General features: G+C 41.9%; 24 protein-coding genes. 4 read left to right on the forward strand and 20 right to left on the reverse strand.

Annotated features, from left to right (window positions below):
* Nucleotides 1-46: 46 nt before the first annotated feature.
* The 11 genes from rny to NSS77_RS00055 all read right to left on the reverse strand — a co-directional run bounded on the left by rny (nucleotide 47) and on the right by NSS77_RS00055 (nucleotide 12,241).
* Nucleotides 47-1,600: a ribonuclease Y gene (gene rny, locus NSS77_RS00005; protein ID WP_342469800.1), complete on the reverse strand. Its 1,554-nt coding sequence runs from the start codon at nucleotides 1,598-1,600 to the stop codon at nucleotides 47-49.
* A 450-nt stretch (nucleotides 1,601-2,050) separates the two neighbouring features.
* Nucleotides 2,051-3,112 (reverse strand): recombinase RecA, encoded by a 1,062-nt coding sequence (gene recA, locus NSS77_RS00010; protein ID WP_342469801.1) that lies wholly within the window; start codon nucleotides 3,110-3,112, stop codon nucleotides 2,051-2,053.
* Nucleotides 3,113-3,250: 138 nt separating this feature from the next.
* Nucleotides 3,251-4,504: a competence/damage-inducible protein A gene (locus NSS77_RS00015; RefSeq protein ID WP_342469802.1), complete on the reverse strand. Its 1,254-nt coding sequence runs from the start codon at nucleotides 4,502-4,504 to the stop codon at nucleotides 3,251-3,253.
* A 13-nt stretch (nucleotides 4,505-4,517) separates the two neighbouring features.
* A complete protein-coding gene (pgsA, locus tag NSS77_RS00020) occupies nucleotides 4,518-5,096 on the reverse strand; it encodes a CDP-diacylglycerol--glycerol-3-phosphate 3-phosphatidyltransferase (protein ID WP_342469803.1) in 579 nt (192 codons plus the stop codon).
* Nucleotides 5,097-5,194: 98 nt separating this feature from the next.
* Complete coding sequence (locus tag NSS77_RS00025) at nucleotides 5,195-6,100, reverse strand: RodZ family helix-turn-helix domain-containing protein (RefSeq protein ID WP_342469804.1); 906 nt, start codon at nucleotides 6,098-6,100, stop codon at nucleotides 5,195-5,197.
* Between the two features lie 18 nt (nucleotides 6,101-6,118).
* The gene (locus NSS77_RS00030) at nucleotides 6,119-6,898 is read right to left on the reverse strand and encodes a DUF3388 domain-containing protein (protein ID WP_342469805.1); all 780 of its coding nucleotides are present in this window, start codon (nucleotides 6,896-6,898) and stop codon (nucleotides 6,119-6,121) included.
* 200 nt (nucleotides 6,899-7,098) lie between these two features.
* The gene (locus NSS77_RS00035) at nucleotides 7,099-7,356 is read right to left on the reverse strand and encodes a DUF3243 domain-containing protein (protein WP_342469806.1); all 258 of its coding nucleotides are present in this window, start codon (nucleotides 7,354-7,356) and stop codon (nucleotides 7,099-7,101) included.
* Nucleotides 7,357-7,400: 44 nt separating this feature from the next.
* Nucleotides 7,401-8,129: an SDR family oxidoreductase gene (locus NSS77_RS00040; protein ID WP_342469807.1), complete on the reverse strand. Its 729-nt coding sequence runs from the start codon at nucleotides 8,127-8,129 to the stop codon at nucleotides 7,401-7,403.
* Nucleotides 8,126-9,421 (reverse strand): pitrilysin family protein, encoded by a 1,296-nt coding sequence (locus NSS77_RS00045; RefSeq protein WP_342469808.1) that lies wholly within the window; start codon nucleotides 9,419-9,421, stop codon nucleotides 8,126-8,128. The genes NSS77_RS00040 and NSS77_RS00045 overlap by 4 nt, the downstream gene beginning before the upstream one ends.
* Nucleotides 9,421-10,683, reverse strand: a complete 1,263-nt coding sequence (locus NSS77_RS00050; protein ID WP_342469809.1) for a pitrilysin family protein — start codon at nucleotides 10,681-10,683, stop codon at nucleotides 9,421-9,423. Before NSS77_RS00050 ends, NSS77_RS00045 begins: the two co-directional genes overlap by 1 nt.
* 190 nt (nucleotides 10,684-10,873) lie before the next feature.
* Nucleotides 10,874-12,241: a PLP-dependent aminotransferase family protein gene (locus NSS77_RS00055; RefSeq protein ID WP_342469810.1), complete on the reverse strand. Its 1,368-nt coding sequence runs from the start codon at nucleotides 12,239-12,241 to the stop codon at nucleotides 10,874-10,876.
* A gap of 91 nt (nucleotides 12,242-12,332) precedes the next feature.
* On the opposite strand from NSS77_RS00055, the gene NSS77_RS00060 reads away from it, so the two are divergent.
* Nucleotides 12,333-12,908 carry a GNAT family protein gene (locus tag NSS77_RS00060; RefSeq protein ID WP_342469811.1) on the forward strand — a complete coding sequence of 192 codons (576 nt, stop codon included), beginning with the start codon at nucleotides 12,333-12,335 and terminating at the stop codon, nucleotides 12,906-12,908.
* A gap of 97 nt (nucleotides 12,909-13,005) precedes the next feature.
* Here the strand turns inward: NSS77_RS00060 and NSS77_RS00065 are convergent, their stop codons facing one another.
* The 7 genes from NSS77_RS00065 to NSS77_RS00095 all read right to left on the reverse strand — a co-directional run bounded on the left by NSS77_RS00065 (nucleotide 13,006) and on the right by NSS77_RS00095 (nucleotide 20,891).
* Entirely contained in the window at nucleotides 13,006-15,306 is a 2,301-nt protein-coding gene (locus NSS77_RS00065; RefSeq protein ID WP_342469812.1) for a DNA translocase FtsK, read from the reverse strand.
* A gap of 100 nt (nucleotides 15,307-15,406) precedes the next feature.
* The gene (locus tag NSS77_RS00070; RefSeq protein ID WP_342469813.1) at nucleotides 15,407-17,074 is read right to left on the reverse strand and encodes a ribonuclease J; all 1,668 of its coding nucleotides are present in this window, start codon (nucleotides 17,072-17,074) and stop codon (nucleotides 15,407-15,409) included.
* 159 nt (nucleotides 17,075-17,233) lie between these two features.
* A complete protein-coding gene (gene dapA, locus NSS77_RS00075) occupies nucleotides 17,234-18,115 on the reverse strand; it encodes a 4-hydroxy-tetrahydrodipicolinate synthase (RefSeq protein WP_342469814.1) in 882 nt (293 codons plus the stop codon).
* Nucleotides 18,116-18,127: 12 nt separating this feature from the next.
* Nucleotides 18,128-19,165: an aspartate-semialdehyde dehydrogenase gene (locus tag NSS77_RS00080; RefSeq protein ID WP_342469816.1), complete on the reverse strand. Its 1,038-nt coding sequence runs from the start codon at nucleotides 19,163-19,165 to the stop codon at nucleotides 18,128-18,130.
* A gap of 90 nt (nucleotides 19,166-19,255) precedes the next feature.
* A complete protein-coding gene (locus tag NSS77_RS00085; protein WP_342469817.1) occupies nucleotides 19,256-19,852 on the reverse strand; it encodes a dipicolinate synthase subunit B in 597 nt (198 codons plus the stop codon).
* On the reverse strand, nucleotides 19,846-20,628 hold the full coding sequence (locus NSS77_RS00090; RefSeq protein ID WP_342469818.1) for a dipicolinate synthase subunit A: 783 nt from the start codon (nucleotides 20,626-20,628) through the stop codon (nucleotides 19,846-19,848). The genes NSS77_RS00085 and NSS77_RS00090 overlap by 7 nt, the downstream gene beginning before the upstream one ends.
* On the reverse strand, nucleotides 20,625-20,891 hold the full coding sequence (locus tag NSS77_RS00095) for a YlmC/YmxH family sporulation protein (RefSeq protein ID WP_342471319.1): 267 nt from the start codon (nucleotides 20,889-20,891) through the stop codon (nucleotides 20,625-20,627). Before NSS77_RS00095 ends, NSS77_RS00090 begins: the two co-directional genes overlap by 4 nt.
* A gap of 147 nt (nucleotides 20,892-21,038) precedes the next feature.
* Between NSS77_RS00095 and NSS77_RS00100 the strand changes: the two genes are divergently transcribed.
* Genes NSS77_RS00100 through NSS77_RS00110 form a run of 3 tightly spaced genes read left to right on the forward strand, consistent with a single transcriptional unit; the run spans nucleotide 21,039 to nucleotide 22,887 of the window.
* Nucleotides 21,039-21,419 (forward strand): GntR family transcriptional regulator, encoded by a 381-nt coding sequence (locus tag NSS77_RS00100; protein WP_342469819.1) that lies wholly within the window; start codon nucleotides 21,039-21,041, stop codon nucleotides 21,417-21,419.
* Complete coding sequence (locus tag NSS77_RS00105) at nucleotides 21,416-22,264, forward strand: ABC transporter ATP-binding protein (protein ID WP_342469820.1); 849 nt, start codon at nucleotides 21,416-21,418, stop codon at nucleotides 22,262-22,264. Before NSS77_RS00100 ends, NSS77_RS00105 begins: the two co-directional genes overlap by 4 nt.
* Complete coding sequence (locus tag NSS77_RS00110) at nucleotides 22,261-22,887, forward strand: ABC-2 transporter permease (RefSeq protein WP_342469821.1); 627 nt, start codon at nucleotides 22,261-22,263, stop codon at nucleotides 22,885-22,887. The genes NSS77_RS00105 and NSS77_RS00110 overlap by 4 nt, the downstream gene beginning before the upstream one ends.
* Before the next feature lie 45 nt (nucleotides 22,888-22,932).
* Here the strand turns inward: NSS77_RS00110 and NSS77_RS00115 are convergent, their stop codons facing one another.
* Nucleotides 22,933-24,186 carry a pitrilysin family protein gene (locus tag NSS77_RS00115; protein WP_342469822.1) on the reverse strand — a complete coding sequence of 418 codons (1,254 nt, stop codon included), beginning with the start codon at nucleotides 24,184-24,186 and terminating at the stop codon, nucleotides 22,933-22,935.
* Nucleotides 24,187-24,341: 155 nt separating this feature from the next.
* Nucleotides 24,342-26,465, reverse strand: a complete 2,124-nt coding sequence (gene pnp / locus NSS77_RS00120) for a polyribonucleotide nucleotidyltransferase (RefSeq protein ID WP_342469823.1) — start codon at nucleotides 26,463-26,465, stop codon at nucleotides 24,342-24,344.
* Between the last annotated feature and the right edge of the window lie 35 nt (nucleotides 26,466-26,500).

Raw genomic sequence — 26,500 nt, forward strand, 5'->3', positions numbered from 1 at the left:
ATAAAAAAATTACCCTCCTTTGACTACCGTCAAAAGAGGGATGATTTTACTTCGCATATTCTACTGCACGAGTTTCCCGAATGACCGTCACTTTGATGTGACCAGGATAGTTGAGTTCTTCCTCAATTTGTTTACGGATATCTCTGGCAAGTCGATGTGCTTGTAAGTCATCAATTTTTTCAGGTTGTACAATGATCCGGATTTCCCGGCCTGCCTGAATGGCATAGGATTTTTCCACACCTTCATAGGATTCTGAAATTTCTTCAAGTTTCTCCAATCGGCGAATGTAGTTTTCTAGTGTTTCACTACGAGCACCAGGACGGGCAGCTGAAAGGGCATCTGCCGCCGCCACAATGACAGCAATCACACTCGTTGGTTCCACATCACCATGGTGGGAAGCGATACTATTAATTACAACTGGGTGTTCATTGTATTTCGTTGCAAGTTCAACACCGATTTCCACGTGGCTTCCTTCCACTTCATGATCGATGGCTTTTCCGATATCGTGCAACAATCCAGCACGCTTCGCAAGCGCCACATCCTCGCCCAATTCAGCAGCCATGAGTCCTGCCAAATGGGCCACTTCGATGGAATGTTTCAATACGTTTTGGCCATAGCTTGTCCGATATTTCATGCGGCCCAAAATTTTGATCAAGTCTGGGTGCAAATTATGGACACCGACTTCGAAAGTTGTAAGCTCTCCCGTTTCACGGATATGTTCATCCATTTCCCGGCGTGATTTTTCAACCATTTCTTCAATCCGTGCCGGATGGATTCGTCCATCTTGCACCAGTTTTTCAAGGGCAAGACGGGCCGTTTCGCGACGAATCGGGTCAAAACCTGATAAAATAACCGCTTCCGGCGTATCATCAATAATCAAATCCACACCAGTAAGCGTTTCAAGGGTACGAATATTCCGTCCTTCACGGCCAATGATTCGTCCTTTCATTTCGTCATTCGGCAAGTTGACAACCGATACAGTCGTTTCCGCCACATAATCGGCCGCAAATCGTTGCATAGCCAATGCCAAAATTTCTTTCGCTTTTTTGTCAGACTCTTCTTTCGCACGGGTTTCAGCTTCTTTGATCATCATCGCAATTTCCGTTGAAAGTTCCTGCTCTACTTGTTTCAAAATGAACTCTCTTGCCTCTTCTTTAGATAAAGAAGCAATTCGTTCCAACTCTGACTCCTGCTTTTTTACGAGCTCTTCCACTTTACTTTCCATTTCTTCAATATGCTGTTGTCTTTCGGCTAGAGCCTCTTCTTTTCTCTCTAGACTTGCTTCTCTCTTATTTAGAGCATCATCCTTGCGATCAAGATTTTCTTCCTTTTGCAATAACCGGTTTTCTTGTTTCTGAAGCTCAGCACGTCTTTCACGAATTTCCTTTTCAGCTTCAGTCCGAAGTTTGTGAGTTTCATCTTTCGCTTCCAATAGTGCTTCTTTTTTCAGCGCTTCCGCTTCTCGCTTCGCTTCATCTATAATGAGCTCAGCTGAGTGTTTCGCACCATTTACTTTCGATTCATTCACTTTTTTCATATAGAAATAGATAACAGCGGCACCGACGATGAGCCCAAGCAAAGCGGAGATCATGTATTCCATACGAACACCTCCTCTTGCTATTATCACATGCAATTTCAGTCGGCTCATATATTGATAACAATTCTCAACATATTGCCTATTTCATTTTATCATTGAAAAAAATTATACAGTCTAATTGTATAGTTCGGAGTTTTCTCTGTCAAGGATTGCCACTGCTGATGGCATTTGATTTTGATTGTTGCTTCCTTTTTTCAGGATAATAAAATACGATAATTTTTGGTATTTTTTATAAAACCATTGGTATAAAAAGGATCAGGAAGTTTATGGTTTCCTTTACGAAAACTTTCTTTTACCATTTTTCCATTATTTGATTATTTTTATACATATAATAATGGAAAAGGCGGCTCCGGATCATTTTTAAGGGTCAAAAAATCTATTAAGCTCCGTCTACAATAAAAAAGCGAATCAGATTATCGTCGTCCTCTGATTCGCTCTTTAAAAAGCAATCCCTTATTCTTCGTCAAATAATGGCAATTCTTCCGCCACTTCTTCATCGTCGTTATGGGCAGCGATCATATATGTGTTTGATGCCATGCCAAAAGATTCACGGATTTTTTCTGCAATTTCATCCCGGATTTCCGGATTTGCTCTTAAGAATTGTTTCGCATTTTCCCGTCCTTGGCCGATTCGTTCATCGTTATAGGAATACCAAGAACCGCTCTTTTGAATGATGTCCAATTCCACACCGATATCCACGATTTCGCCTTCTTTGGAAATGCCTTCACCAAACATAATATCCACTTCAGCTGTTCGGAATGGAGGGGCAACTTTATTTTTTACCACTTTAATTTTTGTTTTATTTCCCACCATTTCACTGCCTTGCTTAATTGTTTCCGCACGGCGGACTTCCAAACGGATGGAAGAATAGAATTTTAAAGCGCGGCCTCCAGGTGTTGTTTCCGGATTTCCAAACATGACGCCGATTTTATCGCGCACTTGGTTGATGAAAATGCAAATCGTATTGGATTTATTGATTACCCCGGACAATTTTCGTAAAGCTTGGGACATGAGGCGGGCTTGCAATCCCATGTGAGAGTCGCCCATCTCGCCTTCGATTTCCGCTTTCGGCACCAATGCCGCCACAGAGTCGATGACGATGATATCAATGGCGCCGCTTCGTACCAACGCCTCAGCGATTTCCAATGCCTGCTCTCCTGTATCTGGTTGGGAAAGAATCAATTCATCAATGTTGACGCCCAATTTTTGGGCATAAATTGGGTCTAACGCGTGTTCTGCATCGATAAATGCCGCTTGTCCGCCTTGGGCTTGCACTTCCGCAATCGCGTGCAATGCCACCGTTGTCTTACCGGATGATTCAGGACCATAAATTTCGATAATTCGGCCTCTAGGATATCCGCCAACCCCCAGAGCTGCATCAAGGGCCAATGATCCGCTTGGAACTGTGGAAATTTGCAGGTCTGTTTTTTCGCCAAGCTTCATGATGGAGCCTTTGCCGAATTGCTTTTCAATTTGTTTTAACGCCATTTCTAAGGCAGCTTTACGATCACTCAAAACATTTCCTCCTTAAAAAACGTATCTGTATTGTTCTGTTTCTACTATACTTCTTTTTTGAGAAATAATCAATAAAAAAGCGAACGTATTTTCGCAAAAATAAAATTTGAGCCCATTTTTAGGCTCAAATTTTATTTTTCACACTTTTTTATACCCTTTTTCCTCAAGCAATCGGATCAAATAACTGAACGTATATTTTACCGCGCGTAACCGGTTTGTATTTCGTAGGCCAGAAAGCCGGAGTTTTTTCGTCACCACATCATCCCCAATGGCAATGCCGATCCAAACCGTTCCTGCCGGTTCTCCATCGTGAGGCTCCGGACCGGCAGCACCGGTCAATCCAACCCCGATATCCGTGCCGAATTTTTCACGGACATTTTTCGCCATACTTGCGGCACATTCGCTGCTGACGATGCCATGTTGATCCAGCAATTCTTTTGGTATGCCCAACTGGTTGATTTTTGCTTCTTTCGTATAAGTGACCATTCCTCCAACAAGGGCTCCGCTAACACCCGGGATTTCCGCCAGTTCCGATTGGAATAGCCCGGCCGTCAAACTTTCCGCTGCTGAAATGGTCAATTTGTGATGAAGCAGCATTTCAACGGTTTTTGAAGCCAACGTATCATCGTCTGTACCATAGTTGTATTTTCCGACAATCGATAATATTTCCTGTTTCTCTTCATCAATTAATTTCCATGCCTCTTCTTTTGAATCCGCTTTTGCCGTAATGCGCAGCATCACTTCTCCATCAGAGGCGAGCGGGGCGATCGTCGGATTTGTTTGGGCATCCAAAATATGTTGAATTTCCGTTTCCAACTCCGCTTCTCCGATACCATAAAACCGGAGAACATGGGAAAGAATTACCCCGCCTTTGCTGATGAGGGAAGCAAGCCGAGGCTTTGCTTCAAATTGAAACATCGGCTCCAGTTCCTTTGGCGGACCAGGCAACAATATGTAAGTCCGGCCATCCTTTTGCAGCATCATGCCGGGAGCAAGGCCGTGATGATTCGGCAACACTTCACTTCCTTGCAAAACCAGGGCTTGTTTTTTATTATTCTCCGTCATTGTCCGGCCTTGGTTTTTAAAAAATGATTCAATGGTCGCCAACGCATTTTCATCATACACAAGCGGCACATTCAAATGCCCGGCAAGCGTTTCCTTTGTCAAATCATCCTTCGTCGGTCCCAATCCGCCGGAAAAAATGATCAAATCAGCGCGGGATTCAGCAATTTCAATCGCTTTTTTCAATCTTCCCCCATTATCGCCAATCACAGAATGAAAATAAACATTAATGCCTATTTCGGATAATTGGGCGGAAATAAATTTCGCATTCGTATTCGCAATTTGACCTAAAAGCAATTCGGAGCCCACGGCAATTATTTCGGCATTCATCTTTTTCCCTCACTTATTTGGAATTGACAAAAACATGTCTGTTCAAATAGAAGTAATCCCATCCGGACCAAATGGTAAAGAATAATGCTACGTAAAGCATGATGTCATCAAATGGTATGCCGAACAGTGCAAAAATAGTATTGTGCAAAAGCAAAGCAACGATGGCAACGATTTGCGTCCATGTTTTGATTTTTCCCAATTTGCTGGCGGCGACAATTTTTCCTTCCCCGGCCAAAATGGAACGCAAACCGGTAACGGCAAATTCACGGCTTAAAATGACAATAACCACCCATCCTGGAGCAAGTCCAAGTTCCACCAACAGGATGAATGCGGAAGTCACTAACAGTTTATCTGCAAGAGGATCCAAAAATTTTCCCAAATTTGTGACCAGATTATATTTCCGGGCAAAATGTCCATCGATCCAATCGGTGCATGATGCAACTATAAAAATCAGTGCACCTACAAAATGGTGGACAGGCATTTCCGCCCCAAATAATTCCATTGTTCCCCAATTAAAATCAAACATCATCACAATCACAAAAATCGGAATCAATAAAATGCGGGAAACGGTTATTTTATTTGGTAAATTCATCGTTCTCTACAACCTTTCATCAGAAAGAAAATATTGGTGCATCCATTATTTACTATACAACTTTTGGGCGAAAGAAAATAGTCATCTTCATTAGATGACTATTGTTCCTCGCTGAATTGAATAATGATATTTTGCGCACTTAAATCTTGAACATACTTGATTTCTTCACCGTTTACATAAACTTTTGCATTATTGGAGAAACCAAGTCGAATGCGGGCATAACCGTTCGCTGTGGAATCATGTTCCACCACTTCGCCCTGTTTATATATGCGATCTTCCACCTGTTCGTTTCCATTCGCGTCACGAATGCTTACCCATGTATCACCCAATACTTCCACACGGATGAGCATTTTGTCAGTTCCGGACAATTTATAGACCGTTGATACCCCATCCGGCTGCACTTCTCCCTCGGAAATCACTTGAGCTGTTTTTTCATCATCTTTTTGCTCTTCCTCATCCGCTTCTGTTGCCGGTTGTTTGTCAGAATTTTCCTCTTTTCCTTTTTCCTCATTATCTTTTGCAGGAGGTGTTTTAACTTCCGTTTGTTCGTATTCAAATGAATCGCCATTCTCCGTCACGGATTCATCTTCGGTAGAAGGTCTTTGGGAGAAAAAGAACCAAAGAACAGCAATAATAATGATAATGAATAAAGCGACGACATATTTCGGCAAATTTTCCATCAATTTATTTGGAGATGCGGTTTTTAATCTTTTCCGTGTTGGACTTTGGGAGAATGATTGGGCAACTTCCTCTGTTTGATGACTCGGAATTTCATCTTTATATTGCTCGAAAATTTCTTCCGGATCCAAGCCAACCGCTTCCGCATATTGTTTAATAAACGCACGGACATAGAAAGTACCAGGCATGATGGAATAATTTCCTTCTTCAATGCCGATCAAATATCGCTTTTGAATTTTTGTTATTTCTTGCAAGTCATCTAAACTGTAACCTTTAGACAATCTCGCTTCCTTTAGGCGAGTACCAAGCTCTGTCAACCATAACACCTACTTTATCTAATATTATTAAAATGAGAAAAAGTCATCATTTGCAAAAGTGTCATTTTTTACAATCGCATCATAAACTATTTCTTCGTCCGGATGATGCCTCAACTCAATAATATAGTCAAAATCTTCAATGGAGTATTCGGAATGTTTCACAAAAATGTCGGGATGTTCAATCACCTTTACGCTGGGCATTTTCATCACTTCCCGAACAAGCCGTAAATGCCTTTCATCTGTCGACATTCTAGTGACAACGCCATCGAGGATAAATATATTATTTGTATTAAATTCATCCCCTATCAGTTGTTTTCGAACCGTTTGTTTAATCATAGTGGAGGATAAAAATATCCATTTTTTATTGGCACAGACGCTTGCGGCAACAATGGATTCCGTTTTCCCCACCCGGGGCATTCCGCGGATGCCGATCAACTTATGTCCATCGGTTTTGAACAATTCAGCCATAAAGTCGACCAATATGCCCAGTTCATCCCGTACAAAACGGAATGTATTTTTTTCATCTGCGTCTTTTTCAATATATTGACCGTGGCGAACTGCCAAACGGTCGCGAAGTTTCGGCTCCCGGAATTTTGTGACGCGGATATCATCAATCGTATTGACAATGGATTGAAACCGTTTGATGGATTCTTCGTTTTCGGCTTTTAACAACAAACCTCGACGCCCTTCGTCAACACCATTAATCGTTACGATATTCACTTTCAGCATACCAAGCAATGAGGCGATATCCCCTAATAAACCTGGACGATTTACTTGAATTTCATATTCGAAGTACCATTCACCCATCCACAACCGTCCCCTTGCAATAGAAACGAAATTGATTACCTACAAGTTTCATCATAGCGGATTTTGTATGTATTGAAAAGTTTACAATGCGACAAAATTGTGCCAAAATCGGACAAAATTATGCTTTATTTTACATTAAGTTCAATTTGAATGAAGAAAAAGGAGGAAAATCCCCCTTTTCCTTTTTCAAAAATAGAGCATCAGTTAACTTTTTTGTCTTGCACCAATTTCATGACACAGCTTGCCAGTGCTTGCTTTTCCTTTTCATCAGCCACTGACCATAAATCAGCCAGAACCCGCTCCTGCTCATTTTTCGGGTCCACATTTTTTGCCAAATACTCGCCGATTTGTACAGCCGTTTTTTCAATTGTGTTGCTGGATAATCCCATATTTTTTGCATTTTCAACTTGTTTTCCCAAGAATGATTTCCATTTTTCCCAGTTTTGTAATATTTCCATATTCTCTCCTCCTTTTCGACATTAGTATGGTCAAGCATCCAATTTTATATGTACCAACCACCATTTAATCGAATAATTTGTCCCGTTACATAATCTGCCTGACCACTAATGTAAAAGGAGACGAGATTCGCCACTTCTTCCGGTTCTCCAGGGCGATGGAGCGGAATTTCATCATAAATCGCCTGTTTTTCCTCTTCTAATAAATGTGAGTTCATGTCGGTATTGATGATTCCCGGTGCGATGGCATTGACCAATATCCGCTGGCTGGCCGCTTCTTTCGCATAAGCTTTTACAAAAGCGTGCTGGGCCCCTTTCACCGTGGCATAAACGGTTTCGTTGGCGGCACCCGCTTCTCCCCAGATGGATCCGATGAACATGATATAACTGCTGCCGTTTTGGCGTAATTTTTTTGACAAAAGCGCAACAAGGCGAATCGGATTTTGCACATGTTCTTTCCACAACTTATCGATGATGCTTGCCGGCGTATCTTCAAGCAAGCCATAATATGCCGTTCCGCCGGCAAAAATCACCGCCTGGACAGAGAAGATTTGATTCGCCAATTGCTCCGCTCCCCCATCAACGGAAAAATCTGCCTGTACAGGAATGAATTCCGATTGCGGATAAGCGGCTGTCAATTCCTTCATTAATTGGTCCACTTTTTTCCGGCCTCTGAAATAATGCAAATAAAGCGACCAGCCATCTTTAGCCAGACGCTTTACAATCGCACTGCCAATCGCACCGGATGCCCCGATCACAAGTGCAAATTTCTTCATTGTTGATTCCTACTTATCGGTAAAATTTTAAAGATTGTTTGTTGGGATTCCCCTTGAATCGATTGGAAAGCTTCTTTTACATCTTCCAACGTAATTTTTTCAATCACCGGAACTACATCAAATAAATTCATATCATTAAATTTATATCTTGTAAATTGATTCGCAATATATTCCAAAGAATTAAGCGCTCTTAAGAAAAAACCGATTTTTTTACGCTTGATGCGTTCAATGGATTCAACATTGAGCATTTGCTCCGCGTGATTTACGGTATTCAAGATTTTTTCAACGAGTGCGTCAGGATTTGGCGTATCGGAACCGATTAAAGCAAAACCAAAACCTTTCTCCAACGTGAAATCGTAAGCAAAGGACTCATCGATTAAACCGTTGTCATAAACATCTGTGTAAAATTCCGATGCACGGCCAAATAAGTTTTCCAATCCGATTTGGATTGCAAGCTCATGCTTCAGCATTTCTTCTCCGCTCAAGTTGGTTTCTTTCGCTTTCAGCCCGACATACACTTTTGGTTGTTGGACATCCATTTGGATTTCCCGCTCTTTGATGGCCACTGCCAACGGTTCTTCATCAAAATAGCGTTGGATTTCCGGCGCTTCTTTGAAAGACTTTTTATTTTGGTTGTCTTCAATAAATGCCATCATCTCTTTCGGATCCACATTGCCGACGATGAAAAGCAGCATATTGGAAGGATGGTAGAACGTATTGTAACAAGTATATAAATGTTCGGCTGTAATTTGATCGATCGATTCAATCGTTCCGGCAATATCAATTTTTACCGGATGATTGTGATACATGTTTTCGATTGCGCCAAAATAAAGCCGCCAATCGGGCTGATCATCGTACATCGTAATTTCCTGTCCAATAATCCCCTTTTCCTTTTCCACCGTTTTTTCTGTAAAATACGGCTCCTGCACAAAGTCCAATAATGTTTCCGTATTTTCAAAAATATGGTCCGTCGCAGAGAATAGATAAGCGGTTCTTGTAAAAGAGGTGAATGCGTTTGCGGAAGCCCCTCTTTCACTGAACTTTTGGAATACGTCGCCTTCTTCTTTTTCAAACATTTTATGTTCAAGAAAATGGGCGATGCCATCCGGTACGGTAATGGGCTCCTTTTCACCAATCGGCGTAAAAGTGCGGTCAACAGAACCGTACTTTGTTGTAAAAGTAACGAACGTTTTGGAAAATCCTTTTTTAGGCAATATATAGACATCCAGCCCATTGGCCAGCTTTTTATAATATAACGTTTCATCCAACTGTTGAAATTCGATGGTTTCCATTATTCCGCCTCCTTTCCGCAGAGGAAGTACGTAGCTTCATGTTTCAATTGGGATGCCATTTGTTGCAGGTCTTCTTTTGTCACCTTTTCCCAACGTTCCTTCCATAATTCCACGGAAAATTCTTCATCCAAATCTTTGTATTGGTCAAAAATATCAATTTGCCCGCGAGGCAAATCCAAGGCTTCACGCAATTGGTTGACGAGCATCGCCCTCGTTTGATTCAATTCCAAGTCGGCGATATTCCCCTTTTTCATTTCATCCAATTGTTCAAAAATGATATCAATGGCTTTTTTCTCGTTTTTCGGTTCAATCCCGGATATGACATAAAGGAGTCCGTAATGCGGCGAATAAGAGCTGGAAACATAATAACATAAGCTTTCCCGTTCGCGCACATTCATAAATAATTTCGAATGGGCATAACCTCCAAAAACGCCATTGAAAATTTGCATTTTCGGAAAATCAGGATCCCCGAATTTCACCGGTGTGCTGAAGCCCATATGCAGTTTCCCTTGTTTCATATCCTGAAATTCTTTTACATAATCTTTCTCCGGTTTTGAATCCTCATTGATGGTTGGTTTTTGAGGAGTACGATCTTTAAATTGAAAAGCCTTTTTCATTTTTTCTTGTATCTCCTCAACGTCGATATCCCCTGCAACGTAAATGTCGATTTTATCGTTGTCGATCATCGACTGGTAAGCCTCAGTCAATGACGCCGGTGTCACTTCTTTCACCGTTTCGATCGTGCCGCTTGCAGGGATGGATGCAGGATGATTCGGACGTAAAATTTGCGTCAAACGCTGTTGGGCATAACGGGTTTTATCATCAAAAACAGATTCGATTCGCTGAATGACGATTTGTTTTTCCCGTTCAACGATGAAAGGGACAAATTGACCGTTTTTCCAATTCGGTTGAAAGATGACGGTTTGAAGCAAGTCAATCACATCGTTTAAAACCGGTTGGTTGGACAAATATTGGTCATTTACCGTTTCGACATTCAGCATGACCGTATGTTCCCCGCCACGTTTCGAAACATCGAAATACAGCATCGTTCCATATAAATCGTCCAAATAACTGCGAAACTCCGCCGACTTCCTGAATCTTGCATTGCTATGCTGCAACACATTTGAAAGTACGGCCCGTTCAGCTGCAGTTTTTGTCGTCAATGGTGTTCTCCATTTAAAGGAGAAATTGACCGTTTTAAATTGTGTCGTTTTTCTTATATGTAGCGAAACACCTTCCGCCAATTTCGTCGTCTGAAACAAAAAAATTCCTCCTGACTTCCCAATATTATGCATAACCTCATAAATAATTTTCTCAAGAGACCAGTATATTATTCAAAAAACTACGAATTGACCACTATTACTACTATACATGGAATAAATTTGTTTATGTACAACATTTTTATTTTAATAGAAAATTTTCCATTTGGCATTTAGAAGGACTTAAGTCGCCTCATTCACGGGATTCCAGCCAAGCTTTGGCCAAAGTTTCAACCACGGGATAAATGCTTTCGATTGGAATCGCTCCAAACCCTACCATTACAAGATGATTGGTTGTTTTCGTCTGATAACATGTTGAAACCGGATCGATGGCTATTCCATTTTCCGATGCAATTTGAACCGCCCGCCCTTCTTCCAGCCAAGGAGGGAGTTGAATGATGATATGAAGTCCTGCTGTATCGCCAAAAATTTTAAACTCATCCGTCAAATTGGTTTGTAATGCCGCCAATAATTGCTTTCTTTTTTTGCGATACAATGTACGCATTTTTTCAATATGCTTTGCAAAATGCCCGGAACGCATAAATTCAGCAACAACCAGTTGATCGATTCTCGATACGGTCGGTTTTTGATTTTGATAAAACTTTTGAAATTCCCCTGCAAGAGGTAACGGCAATGCCATATAACTCATCCTTATGGAAGGGATGAGGGTTTTGGAGAATGTGCCAAAGTAAATCACCCGTTGAAGTTGATCCAGATTTGAAAGCGGCGGTATCGGTAACCCTTTATAACGGAATTCCGCATCATAATCATCCTCGATCAGATATGCATCCACTTCTTTTGCCCATTGGAGAAGCCGGGCTTTTCGTTCAATAGGCATCACAACCCCCAAAGGGTATTGATGGGCCGGCGTTACATAATACAATTTCACCTTTTTTGAAGGAACAGCGGCTCCAGCTTGATCAATCGGTACATATTCAATATCATAATGCATTTGCTGAAAAATCGAAGTTGCCCTAAAATATCCGGGTTCCTCCACCGCAACCGAAATATTGCCAAAAAAAATGCATAATGCCTGCAACTGCTGTTGTGTGCCGCTGAATAGAAAGATTTGCTCCGGTTCGCAAGCAATTCCCCTTGCCATATGTAAATATTGGGCAATTTCCTTTCGCAGCGATTCTTCTCCTTGCCATGCACTATTGTGGACGGGATGGCTTTGCAATTGGTTTTTATATATTTTTTCCCAAATTTTATAAGGAAATGCCTCCGCATCTACCTGTCCGTTTTTTAAATTAAATATCGTTTTCTCTTCAGCGGGTTTGATGGACGGCTTTTTCGTTGCAGGAACGCGCAGCCATTCCTCATTATATTTGGCGACAAAGTAGCCGGAACGTTCCACGCTGTACAGGAAGCCTTCGCTCAATAATTGTTCATATGCGTTTTGGACCGTTTGGATACTGATATTTAATTGTTCCGCAAGTTTTCTTTTGGAAGGCAATTTTTCATTTGGCTTTATTTGCTTATTGATGATTTTTTCCTTTAATTGTTCGTAGATTGCAATATACTTGGGCACCCCATCCGGAAATTGAAACTGCAGCTCCATCGGCAACCTCCTGGTATGATGAAAAATTCGTAATTTGGTTATTTCAAAAATACCAAAGGAGGTTTTTAATGGCAACAAAGGAGTTGATACAATGGAACATATTATTTTGGAAAATGATATCGTTTTGCTGCGGCCAATAGAATCGGAAGATATCGAAGCGATTGCCGAAGCGGCGAAGGATGAACGTATCTGGGAACATATGCAGGTTGATTTGGCAACGAAAGAAGCGGTTGAAAAATATGTGGGAAAAGCGGTTCAAGAACGGAAGGAGCAAGTTTCCTATGTCTTTGTCATCATCCATAAGAAAACCAATCGAATTGTAGGCTGCACTTCATTTTTAGATCTCGTTTTGGACCATAAAAGGCTGGAAATTGGGGGAACATGGCTGAATCCATCGGTATGGCGTACACCGGTCAATACCAATTGCAAATATTTGCTACTCTCCTATTGCTTTGAGCAGTTGCAATTGAATCGGGTTCAACTGAAAACTGCCCATACAAATAAAAAATCCCAAAGAGCCATCGAAAGAATTGGAGCCACAAAGGAAGGCGTGCTTCGAAATCACATGATCAGGCCCAACGGAACCATCCGCCATACGGTAATGTATAGCATCATCAAAGAGGAATGGCCCGCTGTCAAAGAAAGATTCCTGCATGAATTGTTGTAATTGTGTCACAGTTTTATAGGATGGGAAGCGGCAAATAAATAGCTCTACCCTGGAACAAAAGAAGCTGCCCGAAAAGTTTCTTCCGGACAGCTTTTGTTTATTCGTTGATATTGGAAATCAGCACTTGTCTTGGACGGCTGCCGTCGGGAGGACCGACGACCCCGCGGGCTTCCATTTGATCGATGATTCTTGCGGCGCGGGAATAACCGATGCGGAAGCGGCGTTGCAGCATGGAAATGGAGGCGGATTGCATTTCCACCACCAATTTCACCGCTTCATCATATAACTCGTCGGTTTCCTCTTCAAAGCTTTTTTCCGGTTCATCCGTTGGGATCATCGTTTCATCATATTGGGCTTTCTGTTGGGAAATGACATAATCCACAACCGCCTGCACTTCCTCATCGGAAACGAATGCCCCTTGAACACGGATTGGTTTGGAAGTTCCCGCCGGCATAAAGAGCATATCTCCCCGTCCCAATAGCCGCTCTGCTCCCCCCATGTCAAGAATCGTGCGGGAGTCCACAGCACTCGATACGGCAAAGGCGATACGGGATGGGATATTCGCTTTAATGACCCCGGTAATGACATCTACGGATGGTCTTTGGGTTGCGATAATCAAGTGAATACCTGCCGCGCGCGCCATTTGAGCCAAGCGCGTAATGGCATCTTCCACGTCATGGGATGCCACCATCATTAAATCCGCCAACTCGTCAATCACCACAACGATATACGGCAACTTCGGCATTTGTTCATCGTGTTCCTGATTGTAACGTTCAACATAGTTGTTGTACCCTTTGATGTTTCTTGTTCCGGTATGGGAGAACAAGTCGTAGCGTCTTTCCATTTCGCTGACAACCTTTTGCAACGCCTGGGACGCTTTTTTCGGATCCGTCACAACGGGCGCAAGCAAGTGCGGAATGCCGTTGTAGACATTCAATTCCACCATTTTCGGGTCAATCATCATCATTTTGACTTCATGCGGTTTTGCACGCATCAAGATGGATATGATGATTCCGTTTATGCACACACTTTTCCCGCTTCCCGTTGAACCGGCGACGAGCAAGTGAGGCATTTTGTCCAATTCCGCCAAAATGGCCTGTCCTGTAATATCCCGTCCAAAAACGATCAATAGTTTTGCATCCGGTTTATTATTTTCTTTCGATTCAAGGACTTCTCTCAGTGTTACAACGGCGACTTCACTGTTCGGCACTTCAATACCAATGGCCGACTTTCCGGGAATCGGCGCCTCCATTCGGATGTCTTTTGCGGCCAGTGCAAGGGCCAGGTCATCCTGTAAATTGACAATTCTACTTACCTTTACCCCCACATCCGGCATGACCTCATACTTTGTCACAGCCGGGCCCAAGTGTACTTGCACCACTTTCGCTTTCACACCAAAGCTTAAAAGGGTTTGTTCCAGTTTTTTCGCATTTGCTTGAATAATTGAATATTCCCCGCTTTGATCATGCTCAGGGGGGACATTCAATAAATTCATCGGCGGCAAGCGATAATCCTGATTTTCCACATTCTTTTCAACAGACTGCTGAATCGTTTCTTCAATGGATTCGTCATCCGTCACTTCTTCCGGCTCTTCCCGCACTTTTTGAATATTTTGGGTGAAGGCAGAAATGATTGGTTCATGATCCTCTTTATCCTCTTCAATAATGGATAACGGAACTGTTTCTTCATTTGCCACAGCCATTTCTTTTAATGCTGATTGTTCACTTGTTTTCGCCCGCTTTTTGGCATTCTCGTCCTTATTCAAAGAACGGCGTTTTCTTTTTTTCCGTTGTGGCAGTTTTATTTTGAGGTTTGGAATTTTCTCGGCAATCATTGGCACAAAAGCTTTTCCCGTCACTAAAACCATTCCGATAATGAACAATAACACGGCGACCACCCGAGCTCCGGCGGAACCGAATAGAATGTGGAACATGCTGAATAATAATGCCCCAATAAATCCGCCGCCCAGAGCATTGCTTCTGTTTACAATCCCGCCATCCGTAATCATGATCCGCCAAGTTTCTTTCAAGACCGATTTAGATTCCAAGGCATCCTGTTTATATAACTCTTCAATAAGTACACTATGGCTAAAAATTGACAGACTGAAAATCATCATGATGACACCGAGAACAACCCGGTCCGTAAGCGGGATTTTTTCACGCTTGACCATCAATAATAATGCGAATAGTGCAAGAAATGTCGGAATGGCAAAGTATAAATTGCCTAATAAAAACATGGAAATATTTTGCGCCGTTTTGCCGACAAAACCATATTCGAAAAAGATGATGATTGAAAAACCAATCAACAGCAATCCAATGATTTCAAAATAGAGGACGGAAATGCCGTTTTTTGCTTTCGTTTTCGCTTTTGTTTTCCCTCTCGTCTTCCGTTTCGCCAAATTGTTCACCTACTTTGCAATCAACCATCAACAGTATGAGAAACAGGATTTCCTTGACCGCGGGATCGCGGTGAAGAAAATCCTGTCTTTCCGGGCTGGCTTAGTATTCCATAATAATTGGGATAATCATTGGTCGACGTTTCGTTTTTTGGAATAGATAAGCGCTAAGCGTTTCACGGATTTCTTGTTTAATATTCGTCCACTCAAATGTGTCTTTATTAACATATTTTTCAATGCAGTCACGGGCAATTTGCGTCGCTTCAGAAATCAATTCTTCCGATTCGCGAACGTAAACGAAGCCCCTCGAAATGATTTCCGGACCGGAAGCGATTCTCTTTTGGGAACGGTTAAGGGTTACAACCACTATGAATATGCCGTCTTGGGACAACAGTTTTCGATCCCTCAACACAATGTTTCCAACATCGCCAATACCGCTTCCATCAATTAATACATTTCCAGCCTGCACTTTTCCGCTTATGCGCATTTTCCCATTTCGATATTCAACAACATCGCCTTTATCTGCAATAAAAATTCTTGATTTATCAATTCCGACTTGCTGTGCCAATTTGGAGTGCGCGATTAACATACGGTATTCGCCTTGGATCGGGATAAAGTATTTTGGCTTCATTAAATTTAACATCAATTTTAAATCTTCCTGGCTGCCATGTCCGGAAACATGGACTTTTTTGTCGGCAGTCAATACCGTTGCACCAGCTTTGGCAAGATTGTTCATCGCATTGGACATTTGCACTTCCATTCCTGGTGACGGTGTGAATGTAATCAACACAGTATCCGTATCTTTTATACGGATGTCGCGATGTTGTTTTCGAACGATTTTATCAAGGGCGTCAAGCGGTTCCCCTTGATTGCTTGTCACAATAATGATCAATTCATCATCTTCATATTTGCTGATTTCCGTAATTGGAATCAATGTATTTTCATCAATCGATAAATATCCAAGTTTCACGCCGATATCGATGACTTTTTCAAGGCTTTTCCCCACGATAGCGACTTTCCGGTTTGATTTTTGTGCTTGGTTGAATACTTGTTGAATGCGGATAAAATTCGATGCATATACTGCAACAATGATACGGGCAGGGGCAGAGTGGAAGTATTTCGCCAACTTTTCTTCAATCACGGTTTCACTTGTCGTATATCCTGGACGTTCAGCTTCCGTTGATTCGGAAAGTAAAATGAATACCCCTTCTTCACCCAGTTGAGCCATTTTCGCAAGATCCGGCTTGAATTTTCCTTTTGCAGACTGATCAAATTTGAATTCTCCAGTAAACACAATTGCCCCTTCGGAAGTGTGGAACACGATGCCCAAAGAGTCTGGAATGCTGTGTGTTGTATGGAAAAATGTTACATAAGTCGATTGGAAATTCATGCGACTTTTGTTCGTCACTTCAAAGAATTTCACTTGATGCGGTGCCGGAAGCTCTTTTAAATGTTCCTTTGCAAGTGCAATTGTCAGTTTCGAACCGTACACAGGAGCATTTATTTTTTGCAAAACATAGGCAATGGAGCCAATGGCATCTTCATGGCCATGGGTTAAAAATATTCCTTTAATCCGATCTTTGTTTTCTTCCAAATAAGTAAAGTCTGGAATAACGATATCAATACCAAGCATTTCATCTTCCGGGAACATCAGTCCGCTATCGACAATAAAAACTTCGTCATCGATTTCGATCACGTACATGGATTTACCGATTTCTCCCACTCCTCCAAGCGGGATGATCCGAATGACTTCATTTTTTGTTTTTAACACAATCTTTCCTCCTAATATTATCCCGAACGCACAACCACTTATTTATCATTATACGGTGAGATGGGTGGAAGTACAAATAAAAAATGGGATTTCAAAGGGGGAAATTAAAAAAACCTGCCGTCCAAACAACTCAGAATGGAATTGTTTGGACAGCAGGATTTAAATACTTTGTTTTACATGTTCCCAAACTTCATCAAATTGACGCTTCTCTTCTTCGGTCATCTCAACCAGCGGAAGACGAACCCGTGCGACTGAAAAACCTACTTTGCCTAACGCATATTTCACCGGAACCGGATTCGGACATTTAAACAGCTGTTTAAAAATCGGCAATAAAGCTTGATGCATTTTCGCTGCCTCGTCTAATCTTCCTTCTTTAAAGGCGCGGATCATCGCCTGCATTTCATTCCCCACCACATGAGAGGCAACGGAAATGACGCCTTTGCCTCCGATGGCCAAAAGGGGCAGCGTCAATGCATCATCACCGCTGTAAACGAAGAAATCTTCATCGGTCTTTGCTAATATTTCAGCCATTTGATCCAAATTTCCGCTTGCTTCTTTTACGACTTGGATATTAGGTATTTTGCTTAATGCAATCGTTGTGGCGGCTTCGATATTGGTGCCCGTGCGCCCTGGCACATTGTAAAGGATAATGGGTAAAGCCGTTTCTTTTGCTACTGCCTCAAAATGTGCATATAGACCGCGTTGATTCGGTTTATTGTAGTAGGGAGCCACCAGCATGACCCCATCCACACCGAGGTTTTCCGCCTTTTTCGTCATCTCGATTGTTTCTTTTGTATTATAAGTGCCTGTTCCCGCAATGACGGGTATCCGTTTATTCACCTTTTCAACGGTAAATCGAATCAGTTGAAGTTTTTCATCCATTGATAAAGTTGGCGATTCACCGGTTGTTCCGCAAACAACAATCGAATCGGTTCCATTCGAAAGCAAATGTTCAATCAATTTCCCTGCAGCTTCAAAATCAATGTCACCATTTTCTTGAAACGGTGTCACCATGGCAGTAGCGATCCTACCTAAATCCAAATCTAACACCCCTTATAGTAAGTTATCCTCCAGCATTGCTTCAGCGATTTGGATGGAGTTCAATGCAGCACCTTTCAATAAGTTATCTGCAACGATCCATAGGTGGAAGCCTTTTGGATGATTCAAGTCTTTGCGAATTCTTCCGACATACACCGGATCTTCATCTTCCACAAAAATCGGCATCGGATAAACTTGGTTGTTGATATCATCTTGCAATACTACTCCAGGAGCGTCTTTTAAAATATCAAAGAGTTCTTGTAGACTCGCCTCTTTTTCCACTTCGATATAAACAGATTCCGAGTGTCCGGCAACTACCGGAACTCTCACGCATGTTGCCGCAACTTCCAAATCAGGCAAATGCATGATTTTTTTCGTTTCATTAATCATTTTCATTTCTTCTTTTGTATATCCGTTTTCTGTGAATACATCAATTTGAGGAATCACGTTGCGGGCGATTGGATAATGTTTTGGTTCGGATTTAACCGGCAACACATTCGCTTCTACATTTTTTCCTTTCTCCCATTCTCCGCTTTGCACGCGAAGTTCTTCAATTGCGGACATTCCTGAACCGGAAACCGCTTGATATGTGGAAACAATGACTCTCTTTAGACCTAATTTTTCCCGGATCGGTTGGAGTGCAACAACCATTTGGATTGTTGAACAGTTAGGATTGGCAATGATTCCGTTATGTTTTTTTAAATCCTCACGATTCACTTCAGGCACCACCAACGGCACATCCGGATCCATACGGAAATGACTTGTGTTATCAATTACAACGGCACCTTTTTTGACAGCTTCAGGAGCAAGTTTTGCGGAAACGGAACCGCCTGCAGAAAATAACGCGACATCCACTCCCTCAAACGCTTCAGGCGTCGCTTCTTCAATTTTGTACGTTTTTCCTCCGAATTCAATTTCTTTTCCTGCGGATCTGGCAGATGCCAAAAATTTTATATCTTTAATTGGAAAATTTCTTTTAAGTAATTGTTCTTTCATTTTAGTACCGACTGCGCCAGTCGCACCAACAATCGCTACTGTTAATTGCTTCGCCATTGCACAAATCTCCTCCTAAAATAGTAACCAAATAATCTTCATATAATGATGAAAATTTTATCACAATTTTACTGAATTGTGTGATAAAAATTAATTTTCTTTATGGTATTGAATAAATAAAGGCTGTAGCTGCTTTTTGTAGTAAATTGCGTGCACGACTGTATCCACCATTTTTGAAAAATCGGCTATCAACGAAGTCGGTTTATTGAATGGATCATCTTGCCCGAAAGGAATAAAATAAATGTTTTTTGAGTTTAATAGTTTCATAATGTTGACGCCGTTTAAACCAAGGGCATCATTTGTGGAAATTCCGATCACTACAGGATTGCCGTTCCGGAGGGTGGCTTTTGCCGCCATCAATACAGGGCTGTCTGTCGCGGCATTGGCAAATTTGCTGATGGAATTTCCCGTCATGGGAGCGATGACCATGCAATCAAGAGGATTTTTTGGCCCCAACGGTTCAGCTTCCACAATGGTCGAAACGACTTTTTCCCCCGCCAACTCCTCGATTTTTTTCACCCATTCTTGCCCGGAGCCGAAGCGGGTAACCGCAGTCAAAACGGAATGAGTAACAATTGGAATCACCGTCGCACCTGCATTGCGAAGATCTGTAATTTTCGGTACGACATCCTCATATGTGCAATGGGAAGCGGTGATGCCAAGCCCTATTCTTTTACCTTTCAGCAAGACTTTCTCCTCCTTAATTGACCAACAATTGAATTGTATAAAATGTTCGCCGCATCATTCGGGAAAAATTTCCCCGGCAATGCAGGAAGCAATTCGTAATTTTCCCGTTCTACCCCTTCTTGCAAACAACCTGGATAGGAAGCTAAATCAAAAATCGGAATGCGGATTTTTTCGTTGATACCCGCATCCAGCCATTTTGCCGGTATGGTATTGACAAAGTAATCCGCTTCGATTTCCCCCACATCCGCCAAATAAGTAGCTTGATAACGAAAGGCTTTCGCTTCGTTCAGTTGCACATCGGATCGGACTGCGATGATGACTTCAGCACCGATGCTTCGAAGCAGATGTCCCAAGGTTTTTGCCACCCGGCCAAATCCCGTAATGATGAATCTTTTTCCGGAAATGGCCTGCTTCGTTTGGTAAAATGTCGCAACAAACGCTTCCGCCGTCAACAACGCATTTTGCCAGATAAACGCTTCATCTTCCAAGTAATGATGGACGGTATGTTCCTCCAAAATTTCCTTCCATTCCTCATTGGTCTTTCCACAAAAAATAGTGGCGTTTTGCAACCCCAATACTGCAGGCACTTCCACTTTCAATGGTTGGATTGGCAGTACGATATAGTCCGGCTCTTGCTCTATTGCCAGCTGATTTAATTCATTGTCCCAAGAAGTTTTGCTTTTGTAAAAAACCGTCCGTTCGGGGTTTGACAATTTCTTGGCGAGAAGTTTCAATCGGGCATCCGTTCCAATGATGAGCCATTTTTCGCTGTTCATCGGTCATAATACCTTCTTGTGCCTGTGGTTTTGCGGAACAAAATGCGGTCTTCTCCAATCAGATGAATTTCTTCCCAAGGAATGAATAATGCCGCATTTGCTTTTCTCTTTTGGAAAGGCAGCCGGGATGTTTCTATCAGTTCAAATCCTAAAATTTTCCCCGTTTTAGGATCGAAAATGCATTCCGTTTCGGACAAATAGCCGTAGCGAACACCGTTTTCCATTTCGATCAATTCTTTTTCAGCGAGCTCTGACAACAGCATCATTTCCCTCCTCCATGAGCTTATTAGTACTATATGCATTGAAAAACTGATAGGTGCCCATCTTGTTTTAAAACTTTTTGGTTGACATTCTGTTCTAACTGTATAAACTGTATATATACAGTTATACATCCTAATGGTGGTGACTTTGTGGACATCAAACTGAGCAACGCATCGGAAAAACCGATTTATGAACAAATTACAGAACAAATAAAACAAGCAATCATCACAGGAAAATTGAAGCCGGGTGATTCCCTCCCTTCCATCCGCAGCCTGGCAAAAGAATTGAAAATCAGCGTGATGACGACAAAAAGGGCCTATTCCGATTTGGAGCGGGATGGATTTATCGTCACTTTTGCGGGAAAAGGCAGCTTCGTCGCGGAACGGAATCAGGAATTCTTGCGGGAAGAATTGCTTCGCCAGGTGGAGGAGCACTTATCTAAAGCCGTTCAAATCGCAAAGCTTGCAGGAATCGAGGGAAAAGAACTGATTGATTTACTTTCAATGTTAGTGGAGGAGGAATTGGAATGACGAATGCAATTGAAGTGCGCAATTTAAGTAAGAGGTTTTCCCAATTCCAATTGGAAAATGTTACTTTTCAATTGCCAAAAGGAACCATTATGGGATTTGTAGGGGAAAACGGTGCCGGTAAAACAACAACCATTAAATGCCTTTTAAATTTATTGAAAAAAGAGCAGGGGGAAATCAAAATTTTCGGGCTCGACCATGTTGAACATGAAACGGAAATCAAAGAACAGATCGGCGTTGTCTTTGATGACCTTTACGTACCGGACATTTTGAATCCAACCCAAATCAACAACATCTTTGAAAAATTCTACAACCGTTGGGATGAAAACTTCTACGTTGAACTATTAAAACGATTTAAAATCCCTTTCAAAAAACCGGTTAAACAGCTTTCCCGCGGGATGCGGATGAAACTGTCCATTGCCATGGCTTTGGCCCACCATCCGAAATTGCTGATATTGGATGAACCGACAAGCGGACTTGACCCGATTGTGCGGGATGAAATTCTTGATTTGTTCATGGAGTTTATTCAGGACGAGGACAACAGCATTTTATTCTCCACCCACATCACATCCGATTTGGAAAAAATCGCCGATTATATCACTTTTATTCATGAGGGGAAAATTGTCTTCAGCAAAAATAAAGATGAACTGTTGTATAATTACGGGATTTGGAAAGGAACAGCCGAGCAATCGATGGAACTGCCGGAACACGCAAAAGTGCGTATGCAAAAAAACGCTTTTGGCGTCGAGATTTTAGTGGATCGCAAAGAAGTAAACAGCGCCTTTACACTTGATCAGCCGTCCATTGAAGAGATCATGTTATTTTTCGTGAAAGGGGTTCAACCATGAGGGCACTTATTTTGAAAGATTTGTATTTAATGTTCAATCAAAAGAACTTAATCTTCACTTTAACATTGTTATTTTTCTTCGCCTCTTTCTTTTTTGGAGACCCTGGAATGCTGATGATTTTTCTAACCGTTTTATGTATTACACAAATTAACACCTTACTTGCCTATGACGAAACAAGCAATTGGTATCGTTATGTCTATACGATGCCGGTGAAAAAAGCCGATATTGTAAAAAGCAAATATATATTGAGCTTAATTTTGCTGTTATTCATGCTCTTGATTATCTTTCCAGTATTTCTGATTACGAACGAGATGTCCGGAGCAGCTATTGAGATGAATGAATTTTTGAAGGTTTTATCTATTGTCGCCTCCAGCTTGCTGATTATGTTGGGCCTAACGATTCCAGCAACCATTAAATACGGAATCCAAAAGGGGCGCATTTTGATACTAGCTGCTATATTCATCCCAATTATCGCTACAAATATTTTATCCAATGGGAATTGGAGTGTACGGTTTTTTGAAATTTTGGATATATTGAGTCTTATTTCTTTGCCGGTTTCTGCAATTCTTTTCTATTTATCTTATAAACTTTCCACCTACATTTTGGAGAAAAAGGAATTTTAACATAAAAAAACGAGCAGAGGACGTTTTCCCTTGCTCGTTTTTTCTTCATGCATTTACCATTTTTCGTTGATAATTTTGGACATCCTTCCCGATGATGGCCACTGCCGGTTCAACGGAAAAAATCTTACCAATCAGTTTCTGTACCGAATCCAGTGAAATGCCATCAATCTTTTGAAGAATTTCATCCACCGGCAAATGACGGCCAAAAATCAACTCGTTTTTCCCGTTTCGGGTCATCCGGTTTGTCATACTCTCCATATTGAGCAGGAAACTCGCTTTCAGCTGCTCTTTTCCGTTCTCAAGCTCTTTCGGTGTCACACCTTCTGTTTTGATTTTTTCAATTGCCCCTAGAATCGTTTCATGCAACAGGGACAATTGCTGATTGTTGGTGCTGCCGTATATGGTGATCGCCCCGACATCCATGTAACAGGAAGGATAGGAGTAAATGGTGTAAGCCAATCCCTTTTCCTCCCTCACTTCTTGGAACAGACGGGAGGACATGTTGCCTCCAATTATATTATTCAGCGCGATGAAGCTATAATAATCGGAATCTTTGACGCTGATGCCAGGATAACTCATGGCAAGATGGGACTGCTCCACATCCCTTTCCTTGATGAAACGGCCTGAGTGGAAGGCCGGATCCGTCAATTGCATCGGTACGGCTTTTTCTGACGGTTCAAATTGTCCAAACAATGATTCAATATGTAAGAGCAATTCCTTCGATATATTCCCGGCAAGGGATACAACGACATTTTTCGGATAATAGTGTTTCTCCATATAGGTTAGAATGAGCTCCCGATTGAAGGTTTGAAGGGTTTCTTTCGTCCCTAAAATGGGAAGTCCCAATGAATCGTTCGGATACATGACTCTCCATAAACGTTCATGGATATCATCATCCGGCGCATCTTCGCTCATTAAAATTTCCTCTAAAACGACTTGCCGTTCCTTTTCCAATTCACTTTTTTCGAAAACGGAATTGAAAAACATATCCGCCAATATGTCAATGGCCAATTTTCCATGATGATCCAACACTTTCGCATAATAACATGTATTTTCTTTTGTTGTGAATGCATTCAGCTCTCCGCCGATGCGATCAAACTCCTCCGCTATCTGTCTTGCCGAACGGGTGGCTGTTCCTTTAAAAAGCATATGTTCAATAAAGTGGGTGATTCCATTTTCTTCAGGCAATTCAAAACGGGAACCTGCCCCCACCCAAATGCCCACAGAAATCGAACGCACGTATGGAACATGCTCATAAACAATTCTTAAGCCATTTTGGCAAGTGTAAACGTTAACCAATGTTCAACCTCTTTCTATTTCAACCTTTTCCTTCGAAACTACTCTTACTTTACAAAATATTAAAGAAGATGAAAAGTTTTTTGATTCACTCAAAGGCATGGCCATTGGACAAATTAAAAAGAGGTTGTTCTCCTTTCTTACAACCTCTCATTATCTTAACGATTATTCGAATTTTGTTTTGCCCGTTCCCTGTCCTCTTTTAAAACGACTTTTCTGGACAGATTGATTCGTCCTTGATCATCGATGTCGATGACTTTTACAAGAACTTTATCTCCAACTTTCAACACATCTTCCACTTTGTTCGTGCGTTCTTCCTGAATTTCGGAAATATGCAATAGTCCATCTTTTCCTGGCAAGATTTCGCAGAATGCACCGAATTTTTCAATACGTTTAACCGTTGCCAAATAATATTCTCCCACTTTTGCTTCACGTACGATATCCTCGATGATCTCTTTGGCACGTTGGTTCATTTCTTCATTCGGTGAGCAGATGTAAATTGTTCCGTCCTGTTCCGTATCTATTTTTACGCCGGTTTCATCGATAATCCGGTTAATTGTTTTTCCACCGGAACCGATAACATCGCGAATTTTTTCCGGATTGATTTTGATGGAAATGATTTTAGGCGCATATTTTGAAAGTTGTTTGCGCGGTTCGGCAAGCGTTTGTTTCATATGCTCCAAGATGATCATGCGGCCTTCTCTTGCTTGCATGAGCGCTTCTTCCAAAATTTCACGGGATAAGCCATCAATTTTAATGTCCATTTGCAGTGCTGTTACACCTTTTTCAGTACCAGCCACTTTAAAGTCCATATCACCAAGATGGTCTTCAATTCCTTGGATATCCGTTAATATTGTGTAATAATCGCCTTTTTTTACAAGTCCCATCGCAATTCCCGCAACAGGCGCTTTGATTGGCACACCAGCGTCCATCATGGCAAGGGTTGATGCGCAAATAGAAGCTTGGGAAGTGGAACCGTTGGACTCCAATACTTCAGATACGCAACGGATGGCATACGGGAACTCTTTTTCATCCGGGATGACAGCAAGCAATGCTCTTTCCCCAAGGGCACCGTGACCAATTTCCCGGCGTCCCGGACCACGCATCGGACCAGTTTCCCCAACGGAGAATGGAGGGAAGTTGTAATGGTGCATAAAACGTTTTGATTCTTCCAAACCTAATCCGTCAATGATTTGCACATCGCCTAATGGTCCTAACGTACAAATGGAAAGCACTTGCGTTTGACCGCGGGTAAATAACCCCGAACCATGAGCCCGTTGCAATAAACCGACTTCGGATGAAAGCGGGCGGATTTCGTTCACTTTCCGTCCATCCGGCCGGATTTTTTCTTCTGTAATCAATCTGCGGACTTCTTCTTTGACTATTTTTTCTAATACGATATTCACATGTTTCAATGTTTCTTCTTCGGCTTCTTGTTCTTCATAATGGGCAACCACACGCTGTTTCACAGCCTCGATTGCTTCTTCGCGGGCCAATTTTTCGACCGTTTGAATAGCGGCAATCATATCTTGTTCGCACATTTCCCGTACCGCTTTTTCAATTTCTTCATCCACTTCAAACAATTCCACTTCAATTTTTTCTTTTCCGACTTCCGCCACAATTTGTTCTTGGAACGCGATCAATTTTTTAATTTCTTCATGGCCAAACATAATCGCTTCCAGCATGATTTCTTCAGGCACTTCCAATGCTCCGGCTTCCACCATGTTGATGGCATCTTTATTTCCTGCAACCGACAAGTGGATTGTACTTTTTTCTGATTGCGCCACATCCGGGTTGATGACAAATTTACCATCCATATAGCCGACATTCACACCGGCAATTGGTCCATTGAATGGAATATCCGAAATGGAAAGCGCCAATGATGAACCGACCAATGCCGCCATTTCTGTCGGACAATCCGGATCGGAAGACATTACGATGGAAACAACTTGTACTTCATTGCGGAATCCATCCGGGAACATTGGACGAATCGGACGGTCAATCAATCGGGATACCAGGATGGCATGTTCGGATGGACGTCCTTCCCGTTTAATGAATCCTCCTGGAATTTTACCTGCTGCGTATAAACGTTCTTCATAGTTGACTGTCAGTGGGAAGAAATCCAATGCCTTTGCTTCTTTTGACATCGTCGCAGTACATAGAACGGCCGAATCTCCATAACGGACAAGCACAGCGCCATTCGCTTGTTTGGCCAATTGTCCGACTTCAATGATTAAAGGACGGCCGGCCCAATCATAGCGATAAACCTTCTTTTCGGTCATGTATTGATCTCCTTTCTTCTTGGGGACATACGCCA

Origin of the sequence: Ureibacillus sp. FSL K6-3587, from assembly GCF_038593165.1 — a bacterium.
GTDB lineage: Bacteria > Bacillota > Bacilli > Bacillales_A > Planococcaceae > Ureibacillus > Ureibacillus suwonensis.

What these genes read in the sequence shown, in the direction of transcription:
- rny (WP_342469800.1), bottom strand. Translation starts at nt 1,600, where the DNA reads ATGGAATACATGATCTCCGCTTTGCTTGGGCTCATCGTCGGTGCCGCT.
- NSS77_RS00015 (WP_342469802.1), bottom strand. Translation starts at nt 4,504, where the DNA reads ATGAATGCCGAAATAATTGCCGTGGGCTCCGAATTGCTTTTAGGTCAA.
- pgsA (WP_342469803.1), bottom strand. Translation starts at nt 5,096, where the DNA reads ATGAATTTACCAAATAAAATAACCGTTTCCCGCATTTTATTGATTCCG.
- NSS77_RS00030 (WP_342469805.1), bottom strand. Translation starts at nt 6,898, where the DNA reads ATGGGTGAATGGTACTTCGAATATGAAATTCAAGTAAATCGTCCAGGT.
- NSS77_RS00035 (WP_342469806.1), bottom strand. Translation starts at nt 7,356, where the DNA reads ATGGAAATATTACAAAACTGGGAAAAATGGAAATCATTCTTGGGAAAA.
- NSS77_RS00040 (WP_342469807.1), bottom strand. Translation starts at nt 8,129, where the DNA reads ATGAAGAAATTTGCACTTGTGATCGGGGCATCCGGTGCGATTGGCAGT.
- NSS77_RS00045 (WP_342469808.1), bottom strand. Translation starts at nt 9,421, where the DNA reads ATGGAAACCATCGAATTTCAACAGTTGGATGAAACGTTATATTATAAA.
- NSS77_RS00055 (WP_342469810.1), bottom strand. Translation starts at nt 12,241, where the DNA reads ATGGAGCTGCAGTTTCAATTTCCGGATGGGGTGCCCAAGTATATTGCA.
- NSS77_RS00060 (WP_342469811.1), top strand. Translation starts at nt 12,333, where the DNA reads ATGGAACATATTATTTTGGAAAATGATATCGTTTTGCTGCGGCCAATA.
- NSS77_RS00080 (WP_342469816.1), bottom strand. Translation starts at nt 19,165, where the DNA reads ATGGCGAAGCAATTAACAGTAGCGATTGTTGGTGCGACTGGCGCAGTC.
- NSS77_RS00090 (WP_342469818.1), bottom strand. Translation starts at nt 20,628, where the DNA reads ATGAACAGCGAAAAATGGCTCATCATTGGAACGGATGCCCGATTGAAA.
- NSS77_RS00095 (WP_342471319.1), bottom strand. Translation starts at nt 20,891, where the DNA reads ATGCTGTTGTCAGAGCTCGCTGAAAAAGAATTGATCGAAATGGAAAAC.
- NSS77_RS00105 (WP_342469820.1), top strand. Translation starts at nt 21,416, where the DNA reads ATGACGAATGCAATTGAAGTGCGCAATTTAAGTAAGAGGTTTTCCCAA.
- NSS77_RS00110 (WP_342469821.1), top strand. Translation starts at nt 22,261, where the DNA reads ATGAGGGCACTTATTTTGAAAGATTTGTATTTAATGTTCAATCAAAAG.
- pnp (WP_342469823.1), bottom strand. Translation starts at nt 26,465, where the DNA reads ATGACCGAAAAGAAGGTTTATCGCTATGATTGGGCCGGCCGTCCTTTA.